This window comes from Streptomyces anulatus (genome assembly GCF_014650675.1).
GTDB classification, from domain to species: Bacteria; Actinomycetota; Actinomycetes; order Streptomycetales; family Streptomycetaceae; genus Streptomyces; species Streptomyces anulatus.
On record NZ_BMVK01000003.1, the window covers coordinates 32,685 to 57,523 of the forward strand.

Annotated in this window: 2 protein-coding genes (1 of these 2 only partly in view); both read left to right on the forward strand. The window is 73.1% G+C overall.

Annotation, left to right across the window (positions count from 1 at the left end):
* Positions 1-13,099: the 3' portion of a non-ribosomal peptide synthetase gene (locus IE272_RS08670; protein ID WP_190006581.1), read on the forward strand. The gene continues 1,088 nt to the left of window position 1, outside the view; the window shows 13,099 of its 14,187 coding nt (coding positions 1,089-14,187); the start codon falls outside the window, past its left edge; its stop codon occupies positions 13,097-13,099.
* Positions 13,093-24,819: a non-ribosomal peptide synthetase gene (locus IE272_RS08675; RefSeq protein WP_190006582.1), complete on the forward strand. Its 11,727-nt coding sequence runs from the start codon at positions 13,093-13,095 to the stop codon at positions 24,817-24,819. The genes IE272_RS08670 and IE272_RS08675 overlap by 7 nt, the downstream gene beginning before the upstream one ends.
* Positions 24,820-24,839: the final 20 nt, after the last annotated feature.

The following is a 24,839-nucleotide window of genomic DNA, read 5'->3' on the forward strand; positions in this document are numbered from 1 at the left end:
CGCCGGTCTGACGATCGCCGCCGCCCACGGCGCCGACGCCAACCACTACCCGCTCAGCGTCGCCGCCCTGCCCGGTGAGACCCTGCGCTTCCGCTTCGGCTACCGGCCCGACGTGTTCAGCGCCGCCGACGTCGAGGCGATCGGCGCCCGTCTGGTGCGCGTCCTGGAAGCGGTCGTGCGTGAGCCCGGCCGTCCCGTGGGCCGCCTGGACGTCCTCGCCGGCGCGGAGCGCGAGGAGATACTGCACACCCGCAACGCCACCGGCGCCGCCTCCCCGCGGACCGTGCCGGAGCTGTTCGCGGAGCGGGTCGCCCAGGCGCCCGACGATCCGGCGGTCGTCTTCGAGGGGACGACGCTCCCGTACGCCGAGCTGGACCGCCGGGCGAACCGGCTGGCGCACCACCTGGTGTCCGCGGGCGTGCGGCCGGAGGACTTCGTCGCGCTGGCGCTGCCCCGGTCGGCGGACCTGGCGGTCGCCGTGCTCGCCGTGCACAAGGCCGGCGCCGCCTACCTGCCGGTCGATCCCGACTACCCGGCCGAGCGCATCGCGTACATGCTCGACGACGCCCGGCCCGGCGTGGTGCTGACCACGGCCGCCCTGGCGGACACCCTGCCGTCCGGTGACCGGGCGGCGCGGATCGTCCTGGACGATCCGGCGACGGCCGCGCTCGTCGCGGCGGCTCCGGGGGACGCGGTTCCCGCCGTGACGGCTTCGGTCGACAGCCCCGCCTACCTCATCTACACCTCCGGGTCCACGGGCCGGCCCAAGGGCGTCGTGGTGACGCACCGCGGTGTTTCGAGCCTGGTGGCCTCGCAGGTCGAGCGGTTCGAGGTCGGCCCCGGAAGCCGGGTGCTGCAGTTCGCCTCGATCAGCTTCGACGCCGCGTTCTGGGAGCTGGTGATGGGCCTGCTGAGCGGCGCGGCCCTGGTCCTGGCACCCGCCGACCGGCTCAACCCCGGGCGGCCGCTGGCCGACCTGGTGGCCGAGCAGGGCGTCACCCACGCCACCATCCCGCCGGCCGCGCTGGCGGTCCTGGAGCCCGACGCGCTGCCCGAGGGCATCACGCTGGTCGTCGCCGGTGAGGCGACCTCGCCGGAGCTGGTCGGCCGCTGGTCCGCCGGACGCCGCATGATCAACGCGTACGGCCCCTCCGAGACCACCGTCTGCGCGACCATGAGCGCGCCCCTGTCCGGTGAGGCCGTGCCGCCGATCGGCGGCCCGATCACCGGCACCCGCGTCTACGTCCTCGACGCCGCCCTGCGACCGGTGCTGCCCGGTGTGCGCGGTGAGCTGTACGTGGCCGGCACGGGCCTGGCCCGCGGCTATCTGGACCGTCCCGCGCTGAGCGCCGAACGGTTCGTCGCCGACCCGTTCGGCCCGGCCGGCTCACGGATGTACCGCACCGGCGACGTCGCCACCTGGACCGCCGACGGCGAACTCGACTTCAACGGACGCGCCGACCACCAGGTGAAGATCCGCGGCTTCCGCATCGAACTCGGCGAGATCGAGTCGGCGCTCCTCGCCCACGACGGCATCGCCCAGGCCGCCGTCGTGATCCGCGAGGACCGGCCGGGCGACCGCCGGCTGGTGGCCTACCTGGTCGCCCGGCCCGGCGCGGACCGCCCCACCGCGGCCCTGCTGCGCACCCGGCTCGGCGAGAGCCTGCCCGACTACATGGTGCCCGCGGCCTTCGTCACCCTCGACGAGCTCCCCGTGACGCCCAACGGGAAGCTGGACAAGCGCGCCCTGCCGGCCCCGGACTTCTCCGGGGTGGCCTCCGGCCGCGCCCCGCGCACCCCGCAGGAGGAGATCCTGTGCGGGCTGTTCGCCGAGATCCTCGGCGCGTCCGTGGTCAGCATCGACGACAGCTTCTTCGAGCTCGGCGGCCACTCGCTGCTGGCGACGCGGCTGGTCACCCGGATCCGGTCGGTGTTCGGTGTGCAGTTCTCGCTGCGCAGCCTCTTCGAGGACCCGAGCGTCGCCGGACTCGCCCAGCAGCTCACCACGGACGGCACGACCACCCGGCGCGTCGAGGCGGTCGAGCGGCCGGCCGACGTACCGCTCTCCCTCCAGCAGACCCGGCTGTGGTTCATCAACCAGTTCGAGGGCCCGAGCCCCGCGTACAACGTGCCGATGGCGGCCCGGCTGACCGGCCCGCTGGACGTCGACGCCCTGCGCGCCGCGCTGGCCGACGTGGCCGGGCGCCACGAACTGCTGCGCACCGTCTTCCCCGACCGGGACGGCACGCCCTGCCAGGTCGTCGTGGACGCCACGCCCGAGCTGCCGGTGGCCGACGTCGACCCGGCCGGTCTGGAGGCGGCCCTCACCGAGGCCGCGAGCGGCGGCTTCGACCTGACCGCCGAACCGCCGGTACGGGCACGGCTGCTGCGCCTGGGCGCCGAGGAGCACGTGCTGCTGGTGCTGATGCACCACATCGTCATGGACGAGTGGTCGGCCGTCCCGTTCGGGCGCGATCTGTCCGTGGCGTACGACGCGCGGTGCGGCGGCGACGAGCCGGCCTTTGAACCGCTGCCGGTGCAGTACGCCGACTTCGCGCTGTGGCAGCGCGACGTGCTGGGCAGCGAGGACGACCCGGACAGCCCGGTCTCGCGCCAGCTGGACTTCTGGCGCGGGACGCTGGCCGGACTGCCGGACGAGCTGAACCTGCCGGTGGACCGGCCGCGTCCGGCGGTCGCCACCTACCGGGGCGGCACCGTCGGCTTCCGGATCAACCAGGAGGTCCACCAGCGCCTGGTCGCCCTCTCCCGCAACTGCCAGGCCAGCGTGTTCATGACGCTGCAGGCCGGCCTCGCGGTGCTGCTGCACCGGCTGGGCGCCGGAACGGACATCCCCGTCGGCACCCCGATCGCCGGGCGCAGCGACGAGTCGCTGGACGACCTGGTCGGCTTCTTCATCAACACCCTGGTGCTGCGCACCGACCTGTCGCAGGACCCCGACTTCCGCACCCTGCTGGGCCAGGTACGGGAGGCCGACCTGGCGGCCTACGCCCACCAGGAGGTGCCGTTCGAGCGGCTCGTCGAGGTGATCAACCCGGACCGGTCGATGTCCCGGCACCCGCTGTTCCAGGTGATGCTCACCCTCCACAACAACCCGTCCGCGCCGTTCCGGCTGCCCGGCGTGGAGGTCGGCACCCAGCGTGTGGACACCCGGGTCGCCAAGTTCGACCTGCTGTTCAGCCTGCGCGAGAGCTACTCGGCCGACGGACGCCCCGGCGGTGTCGAGGGCTTCGTCGAGTACAGCAAGGACCTGTTCGACGAGGCGACCGCGGAGCGCGTCGCCGCCGCCTACGTACGGGTGCTGGAGAACGTCCTCGCCGAACCGGGCCGCCCGGTCGGCAGGATCGAGGTGCTGGACCCGGTCGCCCGGCACGAACTGCTCGTCGCCCGCAACGACACCGAGCACGAGGTGCCCGCCACCTCCCTCCCCGCCCTCTTCCAGGACCGGGTCGCGGCCCACCCCGGGGCCACCGCCCTGGTGTACGGCGACGAGGAGCTGAGCTACGCCGGGCTGAACGAGCGGGCCAACCGGCTCGCCCGGCTGCTCATGGCGCGCGGCACCGGCCCCGAGCGCGTCGTGGGGCTCGCCCTGCCCCGCTCGACGGACCTGGTCGTCGCGCTGCTCGCCGTACTCAAGTCCGGTGCGGGCTACCTGCCGCTCGACCCGGAGTACCCGGCCGAGCGGATCTCCTTCATGCTGGCCGACGCCGCGCCGGACGTGGTGCTGACCACCGCCGACGTGGCCGGCCGGCTGCCCGCCGGGCCGATGCTGGCGCTCGACGACCCGCAGGTGCGGACCGAGCTGGCCGGGCTCGCGCCCACCGACCCGCGCGACGACGAGCGGACCTCCCCGCTGCGGCCGCAGCACCCCGCCTACCTGATCTACACCTCCGGCTCCACGGGCCGGCCCAAGGGCGTGGTGCTGCCCTCCGGCGCGCTGATCAACCTGATGGCGTGGCACGCCGCGACCCTGCCCGGCGAACCCGGCGCCCGGGTCGCCCAGTTCACCGCCGTCAGCTTCGACGTCTCCGCCCAGGAGATCCTGTCGGCGCTGCTGGACGGCAAGACGCTGGTGATGCCGGAGGAGGACACCCGGCGCGACCCCGCCCGGTTCGCGGCCTGGCTGGCCGAGCGTGACATCACCGAGCTGTACGCCCCCACGATGATGCTGGACGCGCTCGGCGAGGCCGTCGCGGAGCACGGCACCGACCTGCCGGCCCTGCGGCACGTCGCGCAGGCCGGCGAGGCGCTGACGCTCGGCGGCCGGGTCCGCGACCTGTGCGACGCCCCCGGACGGACGCTGCACAACCACTACGGGCCGTCCGAGACGCACGTGGTGACCGCCCACACCCTGTCCGAAGGACCGTCGGACCGGGCACGGAACGCCGCACCCATCGGCCGCCCCGTCTGGAACACCCAGGTCTACGTGCTGGACGCCGCCCTGCGGCCCGTGCCCGACGGCGTCACCGGTGAGCTGTACATCGCCGGTGCGCAACTGGCGCGCGGCTACCACGACCGCCCCGGCCTCACCGCCGAGCGGTTCACCGCCGACCCGTTCGGCGCCCCCGGCGGCCGCATGTACCGCACCGGTGACCTGGTGCGCTGGAACAGCGACGGCGAACTGGACTACGCCGGCCGTGCCGACCACCAGGTGAAGGTCCGCGGCTTCCGGATCGAACTCGGCGAGATCGAGGCCGTCCTGCGCACCCACCCCGGTGTGGCCCGGGCCGCCGTGGTCGCCCAGGAGGACCCGCGCGGCGGCCGCCGCCTCGTCGGCTACGCGGTGCCGGCGGCCGGCGCCGTACGGCCCGCCGAACTGAAGGCCCATGTGGCGGCCGGGCTGCCGGACTACATGGTTCCCGGGGCGTTCGTGCTCCTGGAGGAGTTCCCGCTGCTGCCCAACGGCAAGCTGGACCGTGGAGCGCTGCCGGTGCCCGAGACCGAGGTGCGACCGGCCGGCCGTGCCCCGCGCGGCCCGCGCGAGGAGATCCTCTGCGGCCTGTTCGCCGAGGTGCTCCAACTGCCGTCGGTCGGGGTCGACGACGACTTCTTCACCCTGGGCGGCCACTCCCTGCTGGCGACCAAGCTGGTCAGCCGGATCCGCGGCGCCCTGGGCGTGGAACTGGCCGTGCGGGACGTCTTCGAGGCGCCCACCGTCGCCGCGCTCGCCCCGGCGGTGACGGGCGCGTCCGCCGCCCGTGCCGCCGTGCGCCCGATGGACCGCACGGAGCTGGTGCCGCTGTCGTTCGCCCAGCGCCGCCTGTGGTTCCTCCACCGCCTCGAAGGCCCGAGCTCCACGTACAACCTCCCGCTGGCCGCGCGGCTGAACGGGCCGATCGACGTGGTGGCCCTGCGCGAGGCGCTCGGTGACGTGGTGGCACGGCACGAGAGCCTGCGCACCACCTTCCCCGAGATCGACGGCATCCCCCGGCAGTCGATCGCCGCGCCCGGCGGGACCGCCCCCGAGCTCGTCCTCCGCGACGTCGACGAGGCCGGCCTGAACATCGCCATGGAGGAGGCCGCCTTCCACGGCTTCGACCTGGCCGCCGAACTGCCGATGCGGGCCCACCTCTACCGGCTGGGCGCCGACCGGCACGTGCTGCTCATCGTGATGCACCACATCGCCGGCGACGGAATGTCCATGGCGCCGATGGCCCGCGACCTCGCCGAGGCGTACGCCGCCCGGCTGGAGGGCCGGGCGCCCGGCTGGGCGCCGCTGCCGATCCAGTACGCGGACTACACGCTGTGGCAGCGCGAGGTGCTCGGCAGCGAGACCGAGACCGACAGCGAGATCGCCCGCCAGCTGGAGTACTGGCGGACCACGCTGGCCGGACTGCCGGAGGAGCTGCGGCTGCCCACCGACCGGCCCCGTCCGCCGGTCGCCAGCCACAAGGGCTCCACGGTCCCCTTCGGCGTACCGGCCGAACTGCACCAGCGGATGGCGGACCTGGCCCGGCGCACCCGGACCAGTCTGTTCATGGTCGGCCAGGCCGCGCTCGCCGCGCTGCTCACCCGGATCGGCGCAGGCACCGACATCGCCCTCGGCACCCCGGTCGCCGGACGCAACGACGAGGCGCTCGACGACCTCGTCGGGTTCTTCGTCAACACCCTGGTGCTGCGCACCGACACCGGCGGCGACCCGAGCTTCACCGAACTGCTGGAGCGGGTCCGCGAGGACGACCTGGCGGCCTACGCCCACCAGGAGGTGCCGTTCGAGCGGCTGGTCGAGGTGCTCAACCCCGAGCGCTCGCTCGCCCGCCACCCGTTGTTCCAGGTCTGGCTGAACCTCCAGAACACCGCCGACATCGAGATCAGCCTGCCCGGCACGGAGGTCGGCCCGCAGGGCGTCGGCATCGGCGCCGCCAAGTTCGACCTCGCCTTCAGCATGCGCGAGCGGTACGACGAGCAGGGGCGCCCGGCCGGCATGACCGGCCTCGTCGAGTACAGCGACGACCTGTTCGATCCGGAGACCGTCTCCCGCATGGCCGACCGGCTGCTGCGGCTGCTGGACGGCGTGTGCGCGGACCCGGACCTGCCGATCGCCCGTGTGGACGTCCTCTCCCCCGCCGAGCGGCGACAGGTGACGGCCGGCTTCAACGCGACCGGGCACGACGTGCCGCGCGGCACCTTCGCCGCGCTGTTCGCCCACCAGGCCGCGGCCACCCCCGGCTCGGTGGCGATCAGCTACGACGGATCGGAGCTGAGCTACGCCCAGCTGGACGCCGAGGCCGACGGCCTCGCCCGGCTGCTGACCCGCCGGGGCATCGGCCCCGAGGACGTGGTGGCCGTCGCGCTGCCGCGCACACCCCGGCTGGTCGTGGCCCTGCTGGCGGTGGCCAAGGCCGGTGCGGTCTATCTGCCGGTCGACCCGCAGTACCCGGCCGAACGCGTCTCCTTCATCCTGTCCGACGCCCGGCCGGCGCTGCTCGTGACCGACGGGCCCGCCGCCGCCGGGCTGCCCGACTCCGATGTGCCCCGGCTGCTGCTGGACGGCCCCTCGGCCGACGACGGACCGGACGGATCCCAGGACGCCGTGCCCGGCGCCGTCCGCAGGGCCGGCCCGGCCAACGCCGCGTACATGATCTACACCTCCGGCTCCACCGGCACGCCCAAGGGCGTGGTGGTGACGCACGAGGGCATCGGCTCCTTCGGGGCCATCCGCCGGCAGTTCGGCCTCGACGCGAGCAGCCGGATGCTGCAGTTCGCCTCCTCCAGCTTCGACGCCGCCATCTGGGAGATCCTCGCGCCGCTGCTCGTCGGCGGTGCGCTGGTGATGGCCCCCTCGGACGACCTGGCGGTCGGCGAGCCGCTGATCGCGCTGCTGGCCCGGGAGCGGGTCACGCACGCCAACATCCCGCCGGCGGCGCTCGCGGTGCTGCCGCAGGGCGCGCTCCCGGACGGCATGAACGTGATCCTCGCGGGTGAGGCGTCCGCACCGGACCTGATCGCCCGCTGGTCCGACGGGCGGCGGCTGCTCAACGCCTACGGCCCCACCGAGGCCACCGTCTGCGTCACCGTCAGCGCGCCGCTCACGCCGGGGACCACTCCGCCGATCGGACGTCCGCTGTGGAACGTCCGGGTGTTCGTCCTGGACGAGGCGCTGCAGCCCGTCCCGGTCGGCACCCCCGGCGAGGCGTATCTGGCCGGTGACGGCCTGGCCCGCGGCTACGCCGGGCGGCCCGGTCTCACGGCGGAGCGCTTCGTCGCCGACCCGTACGGCCCGGCGGGCTCGCGGATGTACCGCACCGGCGACCTGGTCCGCTGGCTGCCGGACGGCAACCTGGAGTTCGTCGGCCGCGCCGACGACCAGGTCAAGATCCGCGGTCACCGGATCGAGCCGGGCGAGGTCGAGTCCCTGCTCGTCGCCCACGAAGGCGTCGCGCAGGCGGCCGTGGTCGCCCGGGAGGACGAGCCCGGCGACCGGCGCCTGGTCGCCTATGTGGTCGCCGCGCCGGACGGCGCCGCGCCCTCGGCCGCGGAGCTGCGCGAGCACGTCGCCGCCCGGCTGCCGGAGTACATGGTGCCGTCGGCCGTCGTGACGCTGCCGGTCCTGCCGCTCACACCCAACGGGAAGATCGACCGCCGGGCGCTGCCCGCTCCGGAGACCACCGCCCAGGGCCCCGGCGGCCGCGAGCCGCGCAACGAGACCGAGGCCCGGCTGCGCCGGATCTTCGAGGAGGTGCTGCACAGCGACGACGTCGACGTCGAGGCGAACTTCTTCGAACTCGGCGGGCACTCGCTGCAGGCGACCAAGCTGGTCAGCCGGATCCGCAGCGAGTTCGACGCCGAACTCCCGCTGCGCGACTTCTTCGAGCACCCGAACGTCGCCGGACTCGCCGTACTGATCGGCGGGGCCGAGGAGGCCCGGGAGTCCGTGGTGCGCCAGGAACGGCCGGAGCACATCCCGCTGTCGTTCGCGCAGCGCCGGATGTGGTTCCTCAACCGGCTCGAAGGCCCCAGCCCCACGTACAACATCCCGCTGTCCATGCGGCTCACCGGCCCCCTCGACGCCAGGGCGCTGCAGGCCGCGCTCGGCGACGTGGTGGCCCGGCACGAGAGCCTGCGCACCACGTTCCCCGAGATCGACGGGAAGCCACGGCAGGAGATCCTCGACGCCGCGACCGCCACACCGCGGCTACGGATCGCCGACGTCACCCCCGACGAGCTCGACGCGGCGGTCGCCGGGGCGGTCGCGTACGGCTTCGACCTGAACACCGAACTGCCCGTCCGTGTGCACCTGTTCACGGTCGGACCGCGCGACCATGTGCTGGTCTTCCTGGTGCACCACATCGCCTCCGACGGCTGGTCGCTCGGCCCGCTGCTGCGCGACCTCTCCGACGCCTACCGGGCGCGGGTGGCCGGCCGGGCGCCCCGGTGGACGCCGCTCGCCGTGCAGTACGCCGACTACGCCATCTGGCAGCGCGACCTGCTGGGCAGCGAGGACGACCAGGACTCGCGGCTGACCGCGGAACTGAACTACTGGCGCGAGCAGCTGGCCGGCATGCCGGAGGAACTCGCCCTGCCGACCGACCTGCCGCGCCCGGCCAGGCCCAGCCACCGGGGCGAACTGGTGCGCCTGCGGCTGCGGCCCGAGCCGCACCGCGCGCTGGTCGACCTGGCGAAGGCGACCGGAGCCAGTCCCTTCATGGTGCTGCAGGCCGCGCTCGCGGCCCTGCTGACACGGCTCGGCGCGGGGACCGACATCCCGGTGGGGACCACGGTCGCCGGCCGTACCGACGACGCCCTGGACGAGCTGGTCGGCTTCTTCGTCAACACCCTGGTGCTGCGTACCGACACCTCGGGCGACCCGACCTTCCGGGAGCTGGTGGAACGGGCACGGGTCACCGACGTCGCGGCCTACGAGAACCAGAACGTGCCCTTCGAACGGCTCGTCGAGGTCCTCAACCCCAGCCGCTCGATGTCCCGTCACCCGCTGCTGCAGGTGATGCTCAACCTGCTCAACACACCGCCCGCGGAGCTGAGCCTCGGGGAGGACCTGACCATCGCCCAGCAGCCCAACGGGCTGCGGGTGGCCAAGTTCGACCTGGCGTTCAACCTGGCCGAGACGGTGGACGCGGCGGGCGAGCCCGACGGCGTCGTGGGCGTGGTCGAGTACAGCACCGACCTGTTCACCCACGACACGGTGCAGTTGCTCGCCGACCGGCTCATCACCCTGCTGGAACGCATGCTGGCCGAACCGGACCGCCCGACCGGCGAGCACGACCTGCTCACCGGTGACGAGCGGGAGCTGCTGCTCGGCGAGTGGGGCGGCACCGCCGCCCCGGTGCCGCCCGGCACCTTCGCCGAGCTGTTCGAGGCGCAGGTGGAGCGCACCCCGGACGCCACGGCCCTGTGGTGCGAGGGGGAGTCGATCGCCTACGCCGAGCTCGACCGGCGCGCCAACCGGCTCGCCCACGAGCTGACGGCCCGCGGGATCGGCCGCGGCCAGGTCGTCGCGGTCGCCGTACCGCGCTCGCCGCAGCAGGTCACCGCGTTCCTCGCGGTGACCAAGGCGGGAGCCGTCTATCTGCCCGTCGACCCGGAGTACCCGGCCGAGCGGGTGGCGTACATGCTCGACGACGCCGCCCCGGCCGCACTCCTGGTCACCGACGCCGCACGCGGCGAACTGCCGGCCGAACCGGCCGTGCCCGTCTGGGCGTTGGACGACGACGCGTTCGCCGCGTCCGTCGCCGCCCGCCCCGCGACCGGCCCCGCCGGCCCCGGGCGGCCCGGACCGCTGAGCCCGGCCTACGTCATCTACACCTCCGGATCGACCGGCCGGCCCAAGGGCGTACTGGTCAGCCACACCGGCCTCGCCCCGTTCGTGCACAGCCACGTCGAGAGGCTGGGGCTGCGCACGGGCGACCGGGTGCTCCAGGTGGTGTCGACCAACTTCGACGTATCGGTCGGCGACCTGGCGATGACGCTGCTGTCGGGTGCCGCCCTCGCCCTCCCGGGACCGTCCCGGGAGCTGGTCGGCGACGGGCTGGCGGACGCCCTGGAGGCCGCCGGGGCCACCCATGTGATGCTGCCCGCCCCGCTGCTCGGCACCCTGCCCGAGGACCGCACGCTGCCCCGCCTGCGCTGCATCGTCTCCGGCGGTGAGGCGCTCTCGCCGGGCCTGGTGGCCCGCTGGTCGGCAGGGCGCACCGTCATCAACGCCTACGGCCCCACCGAGACCACCGTCGCGGCGACGCTCAGCGATCCGCTGTCGCCGGACACCACGCCCCCGATCGGACGGCCGGTGGCGGGCACCCGCGTGCTGGTGCTCGACGACCGGCTGCGGCCGGTGCCGGTGGGCGTCGCGGGCGAGCTCCACATCGCCGGTCCCGGCGTGGCACTCGGCTACCTCGGCCGTCCCGGCCTGACCGCCGAACGGTTCGTGGCCGACCCGTTCGGCCCGGCGGGCTCCCGGATGTACCGCAGCGGCGACCTGGTCCGCTGGACCACCGGCGGACGGCTGGAGTTCGTCGGCCGCGCCGACCAGCAGGTCAAGATCCGCGGCTTCCGCGTGGAGCCGGGCGAGATCGAGACCGTACTGCTCGCACGGGCCGGGCTCGCGCAGGCCACGGTGATCGTGCGCGAGGACCAGCCGGGCCTCAGGCAACTGGTGGCCTACGTGGTGCCGGACGCCGGGGCGCAGATGCCGGAACCGGTGGTCCTGCGGAAGGACGTCGCCACCGCGCTGCCCGACTACATGGTCCCCGCCGCCTTCGTCACCCTCGACGCGCTGCCGCTCACCTCGAACGGCAAGCTGGACCGCGCGGCGCTGCCGGTGCCCGAGTTCGACACCGGTGTGCCGGGCCGCGACCCGGCCACCGAGCGCGAGGAGACGCTCTGCCGGATCTTCGCCGAGCTGCTCGGCCGTACGACGGTCGGCGTCGACGACAGCTTCTTCGACCTCGGCGGCGACAGCATCGTCTCCATCCAGCTCGTCAGCCGGGCCCGGACGGCCGGCATCGAGCTGAGCGTGGCGGACGTCTTCGAGCACCGCACCCCTGCGGCGCTCGCGGAGATCGCCGAGGCGGCGACCCGGACCCTCGCCGAGGACCCGGACGCCGGAATCGGCGAGCTGCCGCTGACCCCGATCGTCCACTGGTGGCGTGAGCACGGCGGCCCGATCGACGGCTTCCACCAGTCGATGGCCGCCCAGACGCCCGCGGCCCTCGACCTCGACGGGCTGACCACCGCCGTGCAGGCCGTGATCGACCGGCACGACGCGCTCCGCATGCGGCTGACCCGGGCCGACGCCGACGACTGGCGCACCGAGGTCCGCCCGCGCGGAGAGGTGCGTGCCGCGGACCTGGTGCACCGGGTGGACTTCGCCGAGGCGGCCGCCTCCGGCGACACCGAGGCCCAGCGGGCCCTGGTCGTCGAGCACGGCCAGGCGGCCTCCCGGCGGCTCACCCCCGAGTCCGGCACCCTGGTGCAGGTCGTCTGGTTCGACGCCGGCCCCGACCGGCCCGGCCTCCTGCTGTTCGCCGTGCACCACCTCGTGGTGGACGGCGTGTCCTGGCGGATCCTGCTGCCGGACCTGGCCTCCGCCTGGTCCCGGGTGGCAGCGGGCGACGAGCCCGGACTGGAGCCGGTGGGAACCTCGCTGCGGACCTGGGCAACCCGGCTCGCCGAGGAGGCGTCGGACGCCCGCCGCCTGGAGGAGCTCCCGCTCTGGCGCGCGGCCCTGACCGGCCCCGACCCCCAGCTGGGCGCCCGTCCGCTGGACAAGGGGCGTGACGTGTTCGGCACGGCGCGCACCCTCACCCTCACCCTGCCCCCGGAGGTCACCGGTCCGCTGCTGACCGGTGTCCCGGCCGCCTTCCACGCCCAGATCAAGGACGTGCTGCTGGCCGCCTACACGGTGGCGGTCGCCTCCTGGCGGGCACGCCGCCAGCCGACGCAGGGCAACGCGGTACTGGTCGAGATGGAGGGCCACGGCCGCGAACCGGTGGTCGAGGGCGCCGACCTGGGCCGTACCGTCGGCTGGTTCACCAGCTCGTACCCGGTACGGCTCAACCCCGGACAGCTCGACTGGAACGACTTCTGGGGCGGCGGCCGGACCGTGGAGAGCGCCCTGGACGCGGTGCGGGCCCAGCTCGCCGAGCTGCCCGACGGCGGCATCGGCTACGGCATGCTGCGCTACCTCAACCCGCGGACCCGGTCCGAGCTGGCCGCGCTGCGCACCCCGCAGCTCGGCTTCAACTACCTCGGCCGCTTCGCGGCGGGCGGCACGGACGCCAAGGCGCAGGACTGGAGCCCGCCACCCGGTATGGCGGGGCTGGGCGGTGGCGGCGACGCCGCCATGCCGATGGCCCACAGCCTGGACCTCAACGCACAGACCCAGGACCACCCGGACGGTCCCCGGCTGGTCGCCGCATGGGCGTGGCCGGACGGCATGTTCGACGAGTCCGACGTGCGGGGCCTGGCCGAGGCCTGGTTCCGCGCCCTGACAGCGATGGTCGACCGGGCCGCGGACCGGGGCGCGCAGCCCGCCACCTCCGCGCCGGGGACCTTGGTCCAGATGGACCAGCAGGAACTGAACGAGTTCGAGAACGATCTGGACGACGAGGGGTTGTCATGGTGAAGCAGTCACGTATCGAGGATCTTCTGCCCTTGTCGCCCCTGCAGGAAGGGCTCCTCTTCCACGCGCAGTACGCGGAGGACGACGAGGACGCCCTCGACGTCTACAGCGTGCAGATCGCGGTGGATCTCGACGGGACCCTGGACCTGGAGCGGCTCCGGTCCGCGGCCGCAGCGCTGCTGCGCCGGCACGCCAACCTGCGCGTCGGCTTCCGCCGCCGCAAGAACGGCGAGCCGGTGCAGGTGGTGCACCGCGACGTGGAACTGCCCTGGTTCGAGACGGACCTCACGGACGTGCCCGCCGAGGAGCGGGACGCCGGACTCGACGCGTTCATGGCCGCCGACCGGCTGCGCCGCTTCGACCTGAAGCGCGCACCGCTCATCCGCTTCACCGTCATCCGGCTCGGCGAGAACCGCTGCCGGTTCCTGATGACCAACCACCACATCCTGCTCGACGGCTGGTCGGGGCCGCTGCTGATGCGCGAGCTGTTCGCGCTCTACTCCGGCGCCGAACTGCCCCCCGTGACGCCCTACCGCGACTACCTGGCGTGGCTCGGCCGGCAGGACCGGCGGACCGCGCTCGGCGCCTGGCGCGACGCGCTGGGCGACGTCACCGAACCCAGCCTGATCTCCCCCGACGCCGGACGCGGCGCGGTGGTGCCCGAGGACCTGCTGGTCACCCTGGACGAGCAGGCCAGCGAAGGCCTGGCACAGACCGCCCGGCACTGCGGCGTCACCCTCAACACCCTGGTGCAGGCGGCCTGGGGCGTCGTGCTGGGACGGCTGACCGGCCGCGACGACGTCGTCTTCGGCGGCACCGTCTCCGGCCGCCCGTCGGCGCTCCCCGGCGTCGAGAACATGATCGGCTCCTTCATCAACACCCTGCCGGTGCGGGTCTCCGCACGGCCGGCCGACTCCTGGGCGCAGCTGCTGGAACGCCAGCAGCGCGGGCAGGTCGCGCTCCTGGACCATCACCACCTCACGCTCGCCGAGGTCCAGGCGCAGTCCGGGACCGCCGGCGAACTCTTCGACACCCTGGTCGTCTTCGAGAACTACCCGGTGGAGGCCGACGGTCTCGGCGAGCCCGCCGAGGGCCTCCGGATCACCGGTGCGGTCGGCCAGGACGCCACCCACTACCCGCTGACGCTCTTCCCGGCCCCCGGCCGGCGTATGCAGATCAGGCTCGGCTACCGGCCGGACCTGTTCGACCGTGACCGCGCGCAGGGCATCCTGGACGCGTTCGTCGCCGTACTCCTGCAGATCGGCGCCGACCCCGAGGCGCCGGTCGGCCGCGCCCGCGCCCTGCCGGGCCCCGAGCGCCACCGGCTGCTGACCGAGTGGAACGACACGACGGCGCCCGTCGGCGACTTCGCCGTGGACCTCTTCGCCCGGCACGCCTCCCTCACCCCGGACGCCGTCGCCCTCCTCGACGGCGGCGCCGAGGTCTCGTACCGGGAGCTCGACGAGCGGGCCAACCGCCTGGCCCATCACCTGACCGGTCTCGGCGTCGGCCCGGAGTCCTGGGTCGCCGTCGCCCTGCCGCGCGGGGCCGCGCTGGTGACCGCCCTGCTGGCGGTGGCGAAGACGGGCGGCGCCTATGTTCCGCTGGACCCGGAGTACCCGGCCGACCGGATCGGCTACATCCTCGACGACGCACGGCCCGCCGCGCTGCTGACCGACGCGTCCGTGACCACGCTGCCCACGACCGGCGGCCCGCGCCGGGTCGTGCTGGACGCCCCCGATGTCACCGCCGCGCTCGCGGGGCTGCCCGCCACCGCGCCGACCGCGCGGGCGCACCCCGACAACCCGGCGTACGCCATCTACACCTCCGGCTCCACCGGCCGCCCCAAGGGTGTCGTCGTCTCCCGGCGCAACATCACCAACCTCGTCACCGACATGCGCGACCGGTTCGACGTCGTCGCCGCCGACCGGCTGGTCGCGGTGACCACCATCGCGTTCGACATCTCCGCGCTGGAGCTGTTCGTCCCGCTGAGCGCGGGCGCCACCGTGGTCCTCGCCTCCCGTGACGAGGTGATGGAACCGGCGGCGCTCGCCCGGCTGATCACCGGTGCCGGCGCCACGCTCATGCAGGCGACCCCCACCCTGTGGCAGGCCCTGGTCTCGGAACACCCGGAGGCCCTGGCCGGACTGCGGGTCCTCGTCGGCGGCGAGCCGGTACCGGCCGGCCTGGCCGGCCGGCTGCGCGACCTGGCCGCCGAGGTCACCAACGTCTACGGGCCGACCGAGACCACCGTCTGGTCCACCACCGCCCGGCTGACCGACCGCCCCGGTCTTCCGCCGATCGGCGGCCCGATCGCGAACACCCGGGTCTACGTGCTCGGCCCGGCCCTCGAACCCGCCCCGGCCGGCATCGCGGGCGACCTGTACCTCGCCGGTGACGGCGTGGCCCGCGGCTACGCGAACCGCTTCGGCCTGACCGCGGAACGCTTCGTGGCCGACCCCTTCGGCGCCCCCGGCTCCCGCATGTACCGCACCGGTGACGTGGCGCGCTGGGCCGAGGACGGGCAGCTGGAGTTCGTCGGCCGGGTGGACGACCAGATCAAGATCCGCGGCTTCCGCGTCGAACTCGGCGAGATCGAAGCCGTGCTGACCGAGCACGAGGACATCGCCCGGGCCACGGTGGCGGCCCGCCCCGACGAGTCGGGGGAGGCCCGCCTGGTCGCCTACCTGGTCGCCGCGGGCGGCCGGACCGTACCGGCCGTGGACGTGCTGCGCGCCCATGTGTCGACCCGGCTGCCCGACTACATGGTGCCCGCCGTCCTCATGACCCTGGACGCCCTCCCGCTGACCCCGAACGGCAAGGTGGACCGCAAGGCGCTGCCCGCCCCCGACTTCGCCGCGCTCGTCACCCGGCAGGCCCCGCGCACCCCGCAGGAGGAGATCCTCTGCGGCCTGTTCGCGGAGATGCTCAACCTGCCGTCCGTCGGCGTCCACGACAACTTCTTCGAACTGGGCGGCCACTCGCTGCACGCCACGCGTGTGGTCAGCCGCATCAGGTCGGTCTTCGAGGTCGAACTGCCGCTGCGCGAACTGTGGGAGGCCCCCACCGTCGCGGAGCTCGTCGGCCGGATCGGCGGCGCCGCCGGCGCCCGGACCGCGCTGCGGCCGATGGAACGGCCGCAGGAGATCCCGCTGTCGTACGCCCAGCGCCGGCTCTGGTTCATGAACCGCTTCGAGCCCGCCAGCGCCGCCCACAACATCGTCCTGGCCGTGCAGATGAACGGGTCCCTGGACATCGAGGCACTGCACCGCGCCGTACAGGACGTCGTGGCCCGCCACGAGAGCCTGCGCACCGTCTTCCCGGACCGGGACGGCGAACCGCGCCAGGAGGTCCTCCCCGCGGACCACGGCTGCGAGCTGGCCCTGATACGTACGAGCGAGGAGGACCTGGAGACCGCCATCGCGGCGGCGTCAGCCCGGAGCTTCGACCTGGCCACCGAGACCCCGCTGCGGGTCACCCTGTTCGAGACCGGACCCGAGACGCACGTCCTGCTGACCGTGCTGCACCACATCGCCGGAGACGGCTGGTCGCTCGACCCGTTCGCGGTCGACCTCACGAGCGCCTACACCGCACGGGCCGCGGGCGAGACGCCCGACTGGCAGCCGCTGCCCGTCCAGTACGCCGACTACACGATGTGGAACTACGAGATCCTCGGCGACGAGGACGACCCGGACAGCCGCATCCACCAGCAGCTCGCGTTCTGGAAGGACGCCCTGGCCGGCCTGCCCGACGAGCTGCGCCTGCCCACCGACCGGCCGCGGCCCGCCGAGGCCGACTACCGGGCCGACTCGGTGGTCGTCCATCTGCCGGCCGAGCTGCACCGCGAACTGAACGCGCTGGCCCGCAAGACCGGGACCACCCTGTTCATGGTGCTCCAGGCGGGCCTGGCCTCGCTGCTGTCGGTGCTGGGATCGACCGACGACGTCGTCGTGGGCAGCCCGATCGCGGGCCGTACCGACGACACGCTCGACCGCGTCGTGGGCTTCTTCATCAACACCCTGGTGCTGCGCACCGACCTGTCCGGCGACCCGACCTTCACGGACCTGCTCGGCCGGGTGCGCGATGTGGACCTGGCGGCGTACGCCAACCAGGACGTGCCCTTCGAGCGGCTGGTCGAAGTGCTCAACCCGGAGCGCTCGCTGGCCCGCCACCCGCTGTTCCAGGTCTCGCTGGCGCTGCAGAACACGCCGGAGAGCCGCTTCGGCCTGACCGGTCTGGACAGCGCCGTACGCCAGGTGCCGGTGAAGTCCACCCAGTTCGACCTCTCCCTCAGCTTCAACGAGAGCACCGACCACGAGGGCGGAGCGCGTGGCATCGAGGGCCTGGTGGAGTTCCGCCTGGACCTCTTCGACCGCGCGACCGTCGAGCAGCTGGGGGAGCGCCTGGTCCGCTTCCTGGAGGCCGTGGCCGCCGACCCGCAGCTGCCGGTCCGGGCCGTCGACGTCCTCTCGGCACCCGAACGCCGCCGGGTTCTGGTGGAGTGGAACGACTCCACCCGCGCCGATGTCGTACCGGTGACGTTCCCGGAGCTGTTCTCGGCGTCCGTGGCGCGGGACCGCGACGCGGTCGCGCTGGTGCACGGTGAGAAGTCGCTGTCCTACGGCGAGCTCGACGCCTGGGCGAACGGCCTCGCGCGGGTGCTGGCGGACGCGGGTGTGGGTCCGGAGCGGCTGGTCGCCCTGGTGCTGCCGCGCTCCGTGGAGATGGTCGTGGCACAGCTCGCCGTACTGAAGGCCGGCGGCGCCTACCTCCCGATCGACCCCGACTACCCGGTCGAGCGCATCGAGTTCATCCTCGGCGACGCCTCCCCCGCGCTCGTCATCTCCACCGAGATCATCACCGAACGGCTGACCGGTGTGGGCGGCGACCTGCGCTGGCTCCACGTCGACACGGACAACATCCACCCCGGGGACGACTCCCCGTTCAGCGTCGCGGACCGGATCGCTCCCCTGCGGGTGGACCACCCCGCATACGTCATCTACACCTCCGGCTCGACGGGACGCCCCAAGGGCGTCGTCGTCTCCCACCGGGGCCTCGCCGCCTTCGCGACCTCCTGCGTCGAACGCTTCGCGGTGGACGCCACCTCCCGGGTGCTGCAGTTCTCCTCGCCGAGTTTCGACGCCTCGGTGCTGGAGCTGTGCATGGCCGTCGGAGCGGGAGCGGCGCTCGTCGTGCCTCCCGTCGGACCGCTCGTCGGCGAACCCCTCGCCGAGGTCCTGCGCGACCAGCGGGTCACCCATGCGCTGATCCCGCCGGCGGCCCTCGCCAGCGTCCCGGATGAGGCGGCGGGTCAACTCGTCGAGTTCCAGGGCCTGGTGGTCGGTGGTGACGCCACCTCGCCGGAGCTGGTCGCCCGCTGGGCGCCCGGCCGCCGCATGGTCAACGCCTACGGCCCCACCGAAGCAACCGTCGCCGTCACCATGAGCGCACCTCTCACCCCCGGTGCCACGGTTCCTATCGGCACCCCCGTCACCAACACCCAGGCGTTCGTCCTCGACAACTGGCTGCGGCCGGTGCCCGTCGGCGTCGCCGGCGAGCTCTACGTCACCGGCCACGGCCTCGCCCGCGGCTACCTCAACCGCCCCTCCCTCAGCGCCGAACGCTTCGTCGCCAGCCCCTTCGGAACCACCGGCGACCGCATGTACCGCACCGGCGACATCGCCCGCTGGACCACCCACGGAACCCTCGAATTCGTCGGCCGCGCCGACGAACAGGTCAAGATCCGCGGCTTCCGCATCGAACTCGGAGAGATCGAAACCGTCCTCGCCAAGGACACCACCGTCGCCGAAGTCGTCGTCCACGCCCGCGAGGACGAAGAACAGCGCAAACAGCTCATCGCCTACCTCGTCCCCGCCACCGGCCAGACCATCGACACCGCACGACTCCGCGAAACAGTCGGCGCTGCCCTGCCCGACTACATGGTTCCCGCGGCGTTCGTCGCCCTCGACGCACTCCCCCTCACCCCTCACGGCAAGCTCGACCGCAAGGCCCTCCCCGCACCGGAGTTCAGCGCCGCGAAGGACAGCCGGGAGGCGGGCAACGACACCGAGCGGGTCCTGTGCGGGCTCTTCGCCGAGGTGCTCGGCCTGTCCGAGGTCGGGATCGACGACAGCTTCTTCGACATCGGCGGCGACAGCATCGTCTCCATCAAGCTGGTCAGCCGTGCCCGCACGGCGGGCATCGAGTTCACCGCGCGGGACGTCTTCGAGCACAAGACCGTCGCCCGTCTCGCGGCGGCCGCCCGCGTCGGCGGCGAGAAGGCCACAGCCGTACGCGACGACAGCGACGGCTCCGGCTCCGTACCGCTGCTCCCGATCATCCACTGGATGCGTGAACGCGGCGGCCCCGTGCAGCGCTTCAACCAGACCATGATGGTGGTCGCCCCCGCCGACCTCGGCGTCCAGCGGCTGGAGACCGCCCTGCAGGCGGTGCTCGACCATCACGACGCGCTGCGGATGCGGCTGCGCCGCACCGGCGGGCTGATCTGGAACCTGGACATCCCGCCGCGCGGCGAACTGCGCGCCTCCGACTGCATCCGGCGGGTGGACATCGCCGGCCTCGACAAGGAGGCCGCGGGCGCCCGCATCGGCGAGCACGTCCAGGCCGCCTGGGACCGGCTCGACCCGGAGACCGGCGCGATGGTGCAGGCCGTGTGGTTCGACGCCGGCCCCACCGCCCCCGGACGGCTGCTGCTCGCCGTCCACCACCTGGTCGTGGACGGTGTCTCCTGGCGGATCCTGCTGCCCGACCTCGCCCAGGCATGGACGGAGGCTGCGGCCGGCCGGACACCGGAACTGGCGCCCGTCGGCACCTCGCTCCGCACCTGGGCCCAGCGGCTGACCGAGGCCGCCCAGGACGCCGAGCGGGTCGGGGAACTGGAGACCTGGCTGGACGTCCTCGGGGACTCCGACCCGCTGCTGACCCGGGAACCGCTCAACCCGAAGCGGGACATCACCGCGACCGCGCGGACGCTCTCCCTCGTCCTGCCCACCGAGCTGACCGCGCCGCTGCTGACCACCGTGCCGGCCGCGTTCCACGCACGGGTCAACGACGTGCTGCTCACCGCGTTCGGTGCGGCCGTGGCCCGGTGGCGGCAGACCCACGAGCGGGGCGACCACACGGGTGTGCTGATCGACCTCGAAGGCCACGGTCGCGAGGAGATCGTCGACGACGTCGACCTGCACCGCACCGTCGGCTGGCTCACCAGCCTCTTCCCGGTCCGGGTCGACCCGGGCCCGCTGGACTGGAACGAGTTCCGCGAGGGCGGCCCGTCCGCGGGCCGGGCCCTGAAGGAGGTCAAGGAGCAGCTGCGCAGGCTCCCGGAGAACGGCATCGGCTACGGCCTGCTGCGCTACCTCAACCCGCAGACCAGCATGATGCTCGCGTCCCTGCCGAAGCCGCAGATCGGCTTCAACTACCTGGGCCGGTTCGCCATCGCCGAGGACAAGGCCCATGTGGCGCCGGAGGTGTGGAGCCCGGCTCCGGAGTCCGGCGGACTCGGCGGCGGCGGCGACGCCGAGGTGCCGCTGAGCCACAGCATCGACCTGAACGCGCAGACCCAGGACCGCGCCGAGGGTCCCCGGCTGATCGCGGTCTGGTCATGGGCGGAGGCGCTGTTCACCGAGGAGGAGGTGCGCGAACTCGCCGAGACCTGGTTCGATGCCCTCCGCGCTCTGGTGGCGCACGTGGACCGGCCGTCGGCCGGCGGCCACAGCCCCTCCGACCTGCCGCTCGTCCCGCTGACCCAGGCCCAGATCGACATGGTCGAGACGGCCGACCCCGAGCAGCTGGAGGACGTACTGCCGCTCACCCCCCTGCAGGAGGGGCTGCTCTTCCACGCCCAGTTCGACGAGGACGCGCCCGACATCTACAACGTCCAGCTCGCGGTGGACGTGGAGGGCGGCCTGGACGCCCCCCGGCTCCGGGAGGCCGCGGCCGGACTGCTGCGCCGTCACGCCAACCTGCGCGCCGCGTTCCGGCAGCAGGGCCTGGACCGGACCGTCCAGGTGGTGCGTCGAGGGGTGGAGCTGCCCTGGCGGGATGTGGACCTCAGCACGCTCGCCCCCGAGCGGCGCGACGCCGAACTGGCCGCGTTCATGGCCGAGGACCGGGTGCACCGGTTCGAGGTGGAGCGGCCTCCCCTGTTCCGCTTCACGCTCGTCGACCTCGGCGACGGCCGCTACCGGTTCGTCATGACGATGCATCACATCCTGCTCGACGGCTGGTCCGCACCGCTGGTGCTGCGCGAACTGTTCGTGCTGTACGCGGGCGGTGACCTGCCGACGCCGACGCCCTACCGGGAGTACCTGTCCTGGCTGGGCCGTCAGGACCGCCGGACCGCGCTCGCCGCCTGGCAGCACGCGCTGGAGGGCGTCAGCGAGCCGACACTGATCGCACCGGAGGGCTCCGACCTCCGGGCGACCGTGCCGGACGAGCTGAGGGTCCGGGTGCCCGAGGAGCTGACATCGGCCCTGGACGCGGCCGTACGGCGCTGCGGCGTCACGCTGAACACCGTCGTCCAGGCGGTCTGGGGCGTCCTGCTGGGACGGCTGACGGGGCGCGACGACGTGGTCTTCGGCGGTACGGTCTCCGGCCGTCCGCCGGAGATCGCCGGCGTGGAGAGCATGGTCGGCCTCTTCATCAACACCCTGCCGGTACGCGTATCGGTGCGGCCCGGTGACTCCTGGGCCGACCTGCTGACGCGGCTGCAGGGCCAGTCGGTCGAGCTGATGTCCCACCAGTACCTCGGCCTGTCGGACATCCTGCGCGCCCAGGGCGTCGACAAGCTCTTCGACACCCTCACCGTCACCGAGAACTACCCGATGGACACCGGCTCGTTCGGTCAGCCCGCCGACGGTGAGCGGGTCACCGGCATCGAGGCACGGGACGGCAACCACTACCCGATCTCGCTGACCGTCGTCCCCAACAACGAACTGCTGCTGAAGTTCGAGTACCAGGGCGGCCTGTTCGAGCGTGACCGGGTCGAGAGCTGGATGAACGCGCTGATCGGGCTGATCGACCAGTTCGCGTCCGACCCCGATCGCCCCGTCACCGACGCCGAGATCCTGTCCTCCGACGAGCGTCGTCGGGTTCTGGTGGAGTGGAACGACTCCGCCCGCGCCGATGTCGTACCGGTGACGTTCCCGGAGCTGTTCGCAGCCTCCGTGGCGCGTGACCCCGAGGCCGTGGCCCTGGTCCACGACCACGACTTCCTGTCCTACCGGGAGCTGGACGCGCGGGCGAGCGGTCTCGCGCGGGTGCTGGCGGACGCGGGTGTGGGTCCGGAGCGGCTGGTCGCCCTGGTGCTGCCGCGCTCCGTGGAGATGGTCGTGGCACAGCTCGCCGTGCTCAAGGCCGGCGGCGCCTACCTCCCGATCGACCCCGACTACCCGGTCGAGCGGATCGAGTTCATCCTCGGTGACGCCTCCCCCGCGCTCGTCATCTCCACGGCAACCATCGCCGAACGGCTGACCGGTGTGGGCGGTGACCTGCGCTGGCTCCACGTCGACGCGCAGACCGGTGCGGCCGAAGGTGACGGTGACGGTGCGGAGTTCGGTGACGCGGACCGGATCGCCCCTCTTCGGGTGGACCACCCCGCGTACGTCATCTACACCTCCGGCTCCACCGGCCGCCCCAAGGGCGTCGTCGTCTCCCACCGGGGCCTCGCCGCCTTCGCGAACTCCTGCGTCGAACGCTTCGCCGTCGACACGACGTCCCGGGTGCTGCAGTTCTCGTCCCCGAGCTTCGACGCGTCCGTACTGGAACTGTGCATGGCCGTCGGCGCCGGGGCAGCCCTCGTCGTGCCTCCCGTCGGACCGCTCGTCGGCGAACCCCTCGCCGAGGTCCTGCGCGACCAGCGCGTCTCCCATGCGCTGATCCCGCCGGCCGCCCTCGCCAGCGTCCCCGCCGAAGCCGCGGGTCAACTCACGCACTTCCAGGGTCTGGTGGTCGGTGGGGATGCCACCTCGCCGGAGCTGGTCGCCCGCTGGGCGCCCGGCCGCCGCATGGTCAACGCCTACGGCCCCACCGAGGCAACCGTCGCCGTCACCATGAGCGCACCTCTCACCCCCGGCGCGACCGTGCCCATCGGCACCCCCGTCACCAACACCCGGGCCTTCGTCCTCGACAACTGGCTGCGGCCGGTGCCCGTCGGCGTCGCCGGCGAGCTCTACGTCACCGGCCACGGCCTCGCCCGCGGCTACCTCAACCGGCCCTCCCTCAGCGCCGAACGCTTCGTCGCCAGCCCCTTCGGAACCACCGGCGACCGCATGTACCGCACCGGCGACATCGCCCGCTGGACCACCCACGGCACCCTCGAATTCGTCGGCCGCGCCGACGAACAGGTCAAGATCCGCGGCTTCCGCATCGAACTCGGAGAGATCGAAACCGTCCTCGCCAAGGACACCACCGTCGCCGAAGTCGTCGTCCACGCCCGCGAGGACGAAGAGCAGCGCAAGCAGCTCATCGCCTACCTCGTCCCCACCACCGGCCACACCATCGACACCGCACGACTCCGCGACACCATCGCCACCGCCCTGCCCGACTACATGATCCCCGCGGCCTTCGTCACCCTCGACGCACTCCCCCTCACCCCCCACGGAAAACTCGACCGCAAGGCCCTCCCCGCACCGGACTTCAGCCCCACGGCCTGGACGGGACCGCGCACACCGCAGGAGGAGATCCTCTGCGCGCTGTTCGCCGAGGTGCTCGGCCTGAAGACGGTCGGCGTGCACGACAGCTTCTTCGACATCGGCGGCGACAGCATCATGTCGATGAGGCTGGTCACGAAGGTCCGTTCGACCTTCGGCGTGAGGCTGAGCATCCGCACCATATTCGAGGCGCCCAGCGTCGCCGAGCTGGTCGGTCAGCTCGGGAACGACACCGACGGCGACACTCTGGACGTGCTCCTGCCGCTGCGGACCACGGGCGAGAAAGCGCCGCTGTTCTGCGTACACCCGGCCGGCGGCCTGAGCTGGGTCTACTCGGGCCTGATGCAGCACATCGGAGCCGACCGCCCGCTCTACGGTCTCCAGGCCAGGGGTCTCGCCGACCCGTCGGCCACGCTGCCGTCGAGCATCGAGGAGATGGCGGCGGACTACGTCACGCAGATCCGCGGCGTTCAGCCGAGCGGCCCCTACCACCTGCTCGGATGGTCGCTGGGCAGCCTGGTGATCCACGCGATGGCCACCCAACTGCGCGCCGAGGGCGAAGAGGTGGGGCTGCTCGTCAACCTCGACCAGTACCCCATCGACCGCAGCAGGCCGGCGCCGGAGAGCCAGCCGGACCAGCAGGACGCGCTGCGGATCATGCTGGACTTCGTCGGCTACGACATGGACAGCCTGGGCGACGAGCCCCTGGACTACGCGATGGTCGCCGATGTGCTGCGCGAGCGGCAGAGCGTGTTCGCCAACCTCGACGAGACCGCGATCACCGCACTGGCGAATGTCTTCGCCAACAGCCGCTCGCTTTTCGGCAGCTTCGACCCGCAGCCGCTGGACAGCGATGTGCTGGTCATCGTCGCCGAGCCGGACGAGACGGTACCCGCTGCCGAATTGGCCGCAAGGGTCGAGCAGTGGCGTCCATTCGTAACGGGAAAAATTGAATATCAGACGGTGCGCTGCTCCCACCCGCATATGATGCAGCCTGAACCGGCCGCGGAGATCGGCCGCCTCATCGCCGAAAAGCTCGGAACAAGCAAGTAGTCGGAAACTCTTTCGCAGCA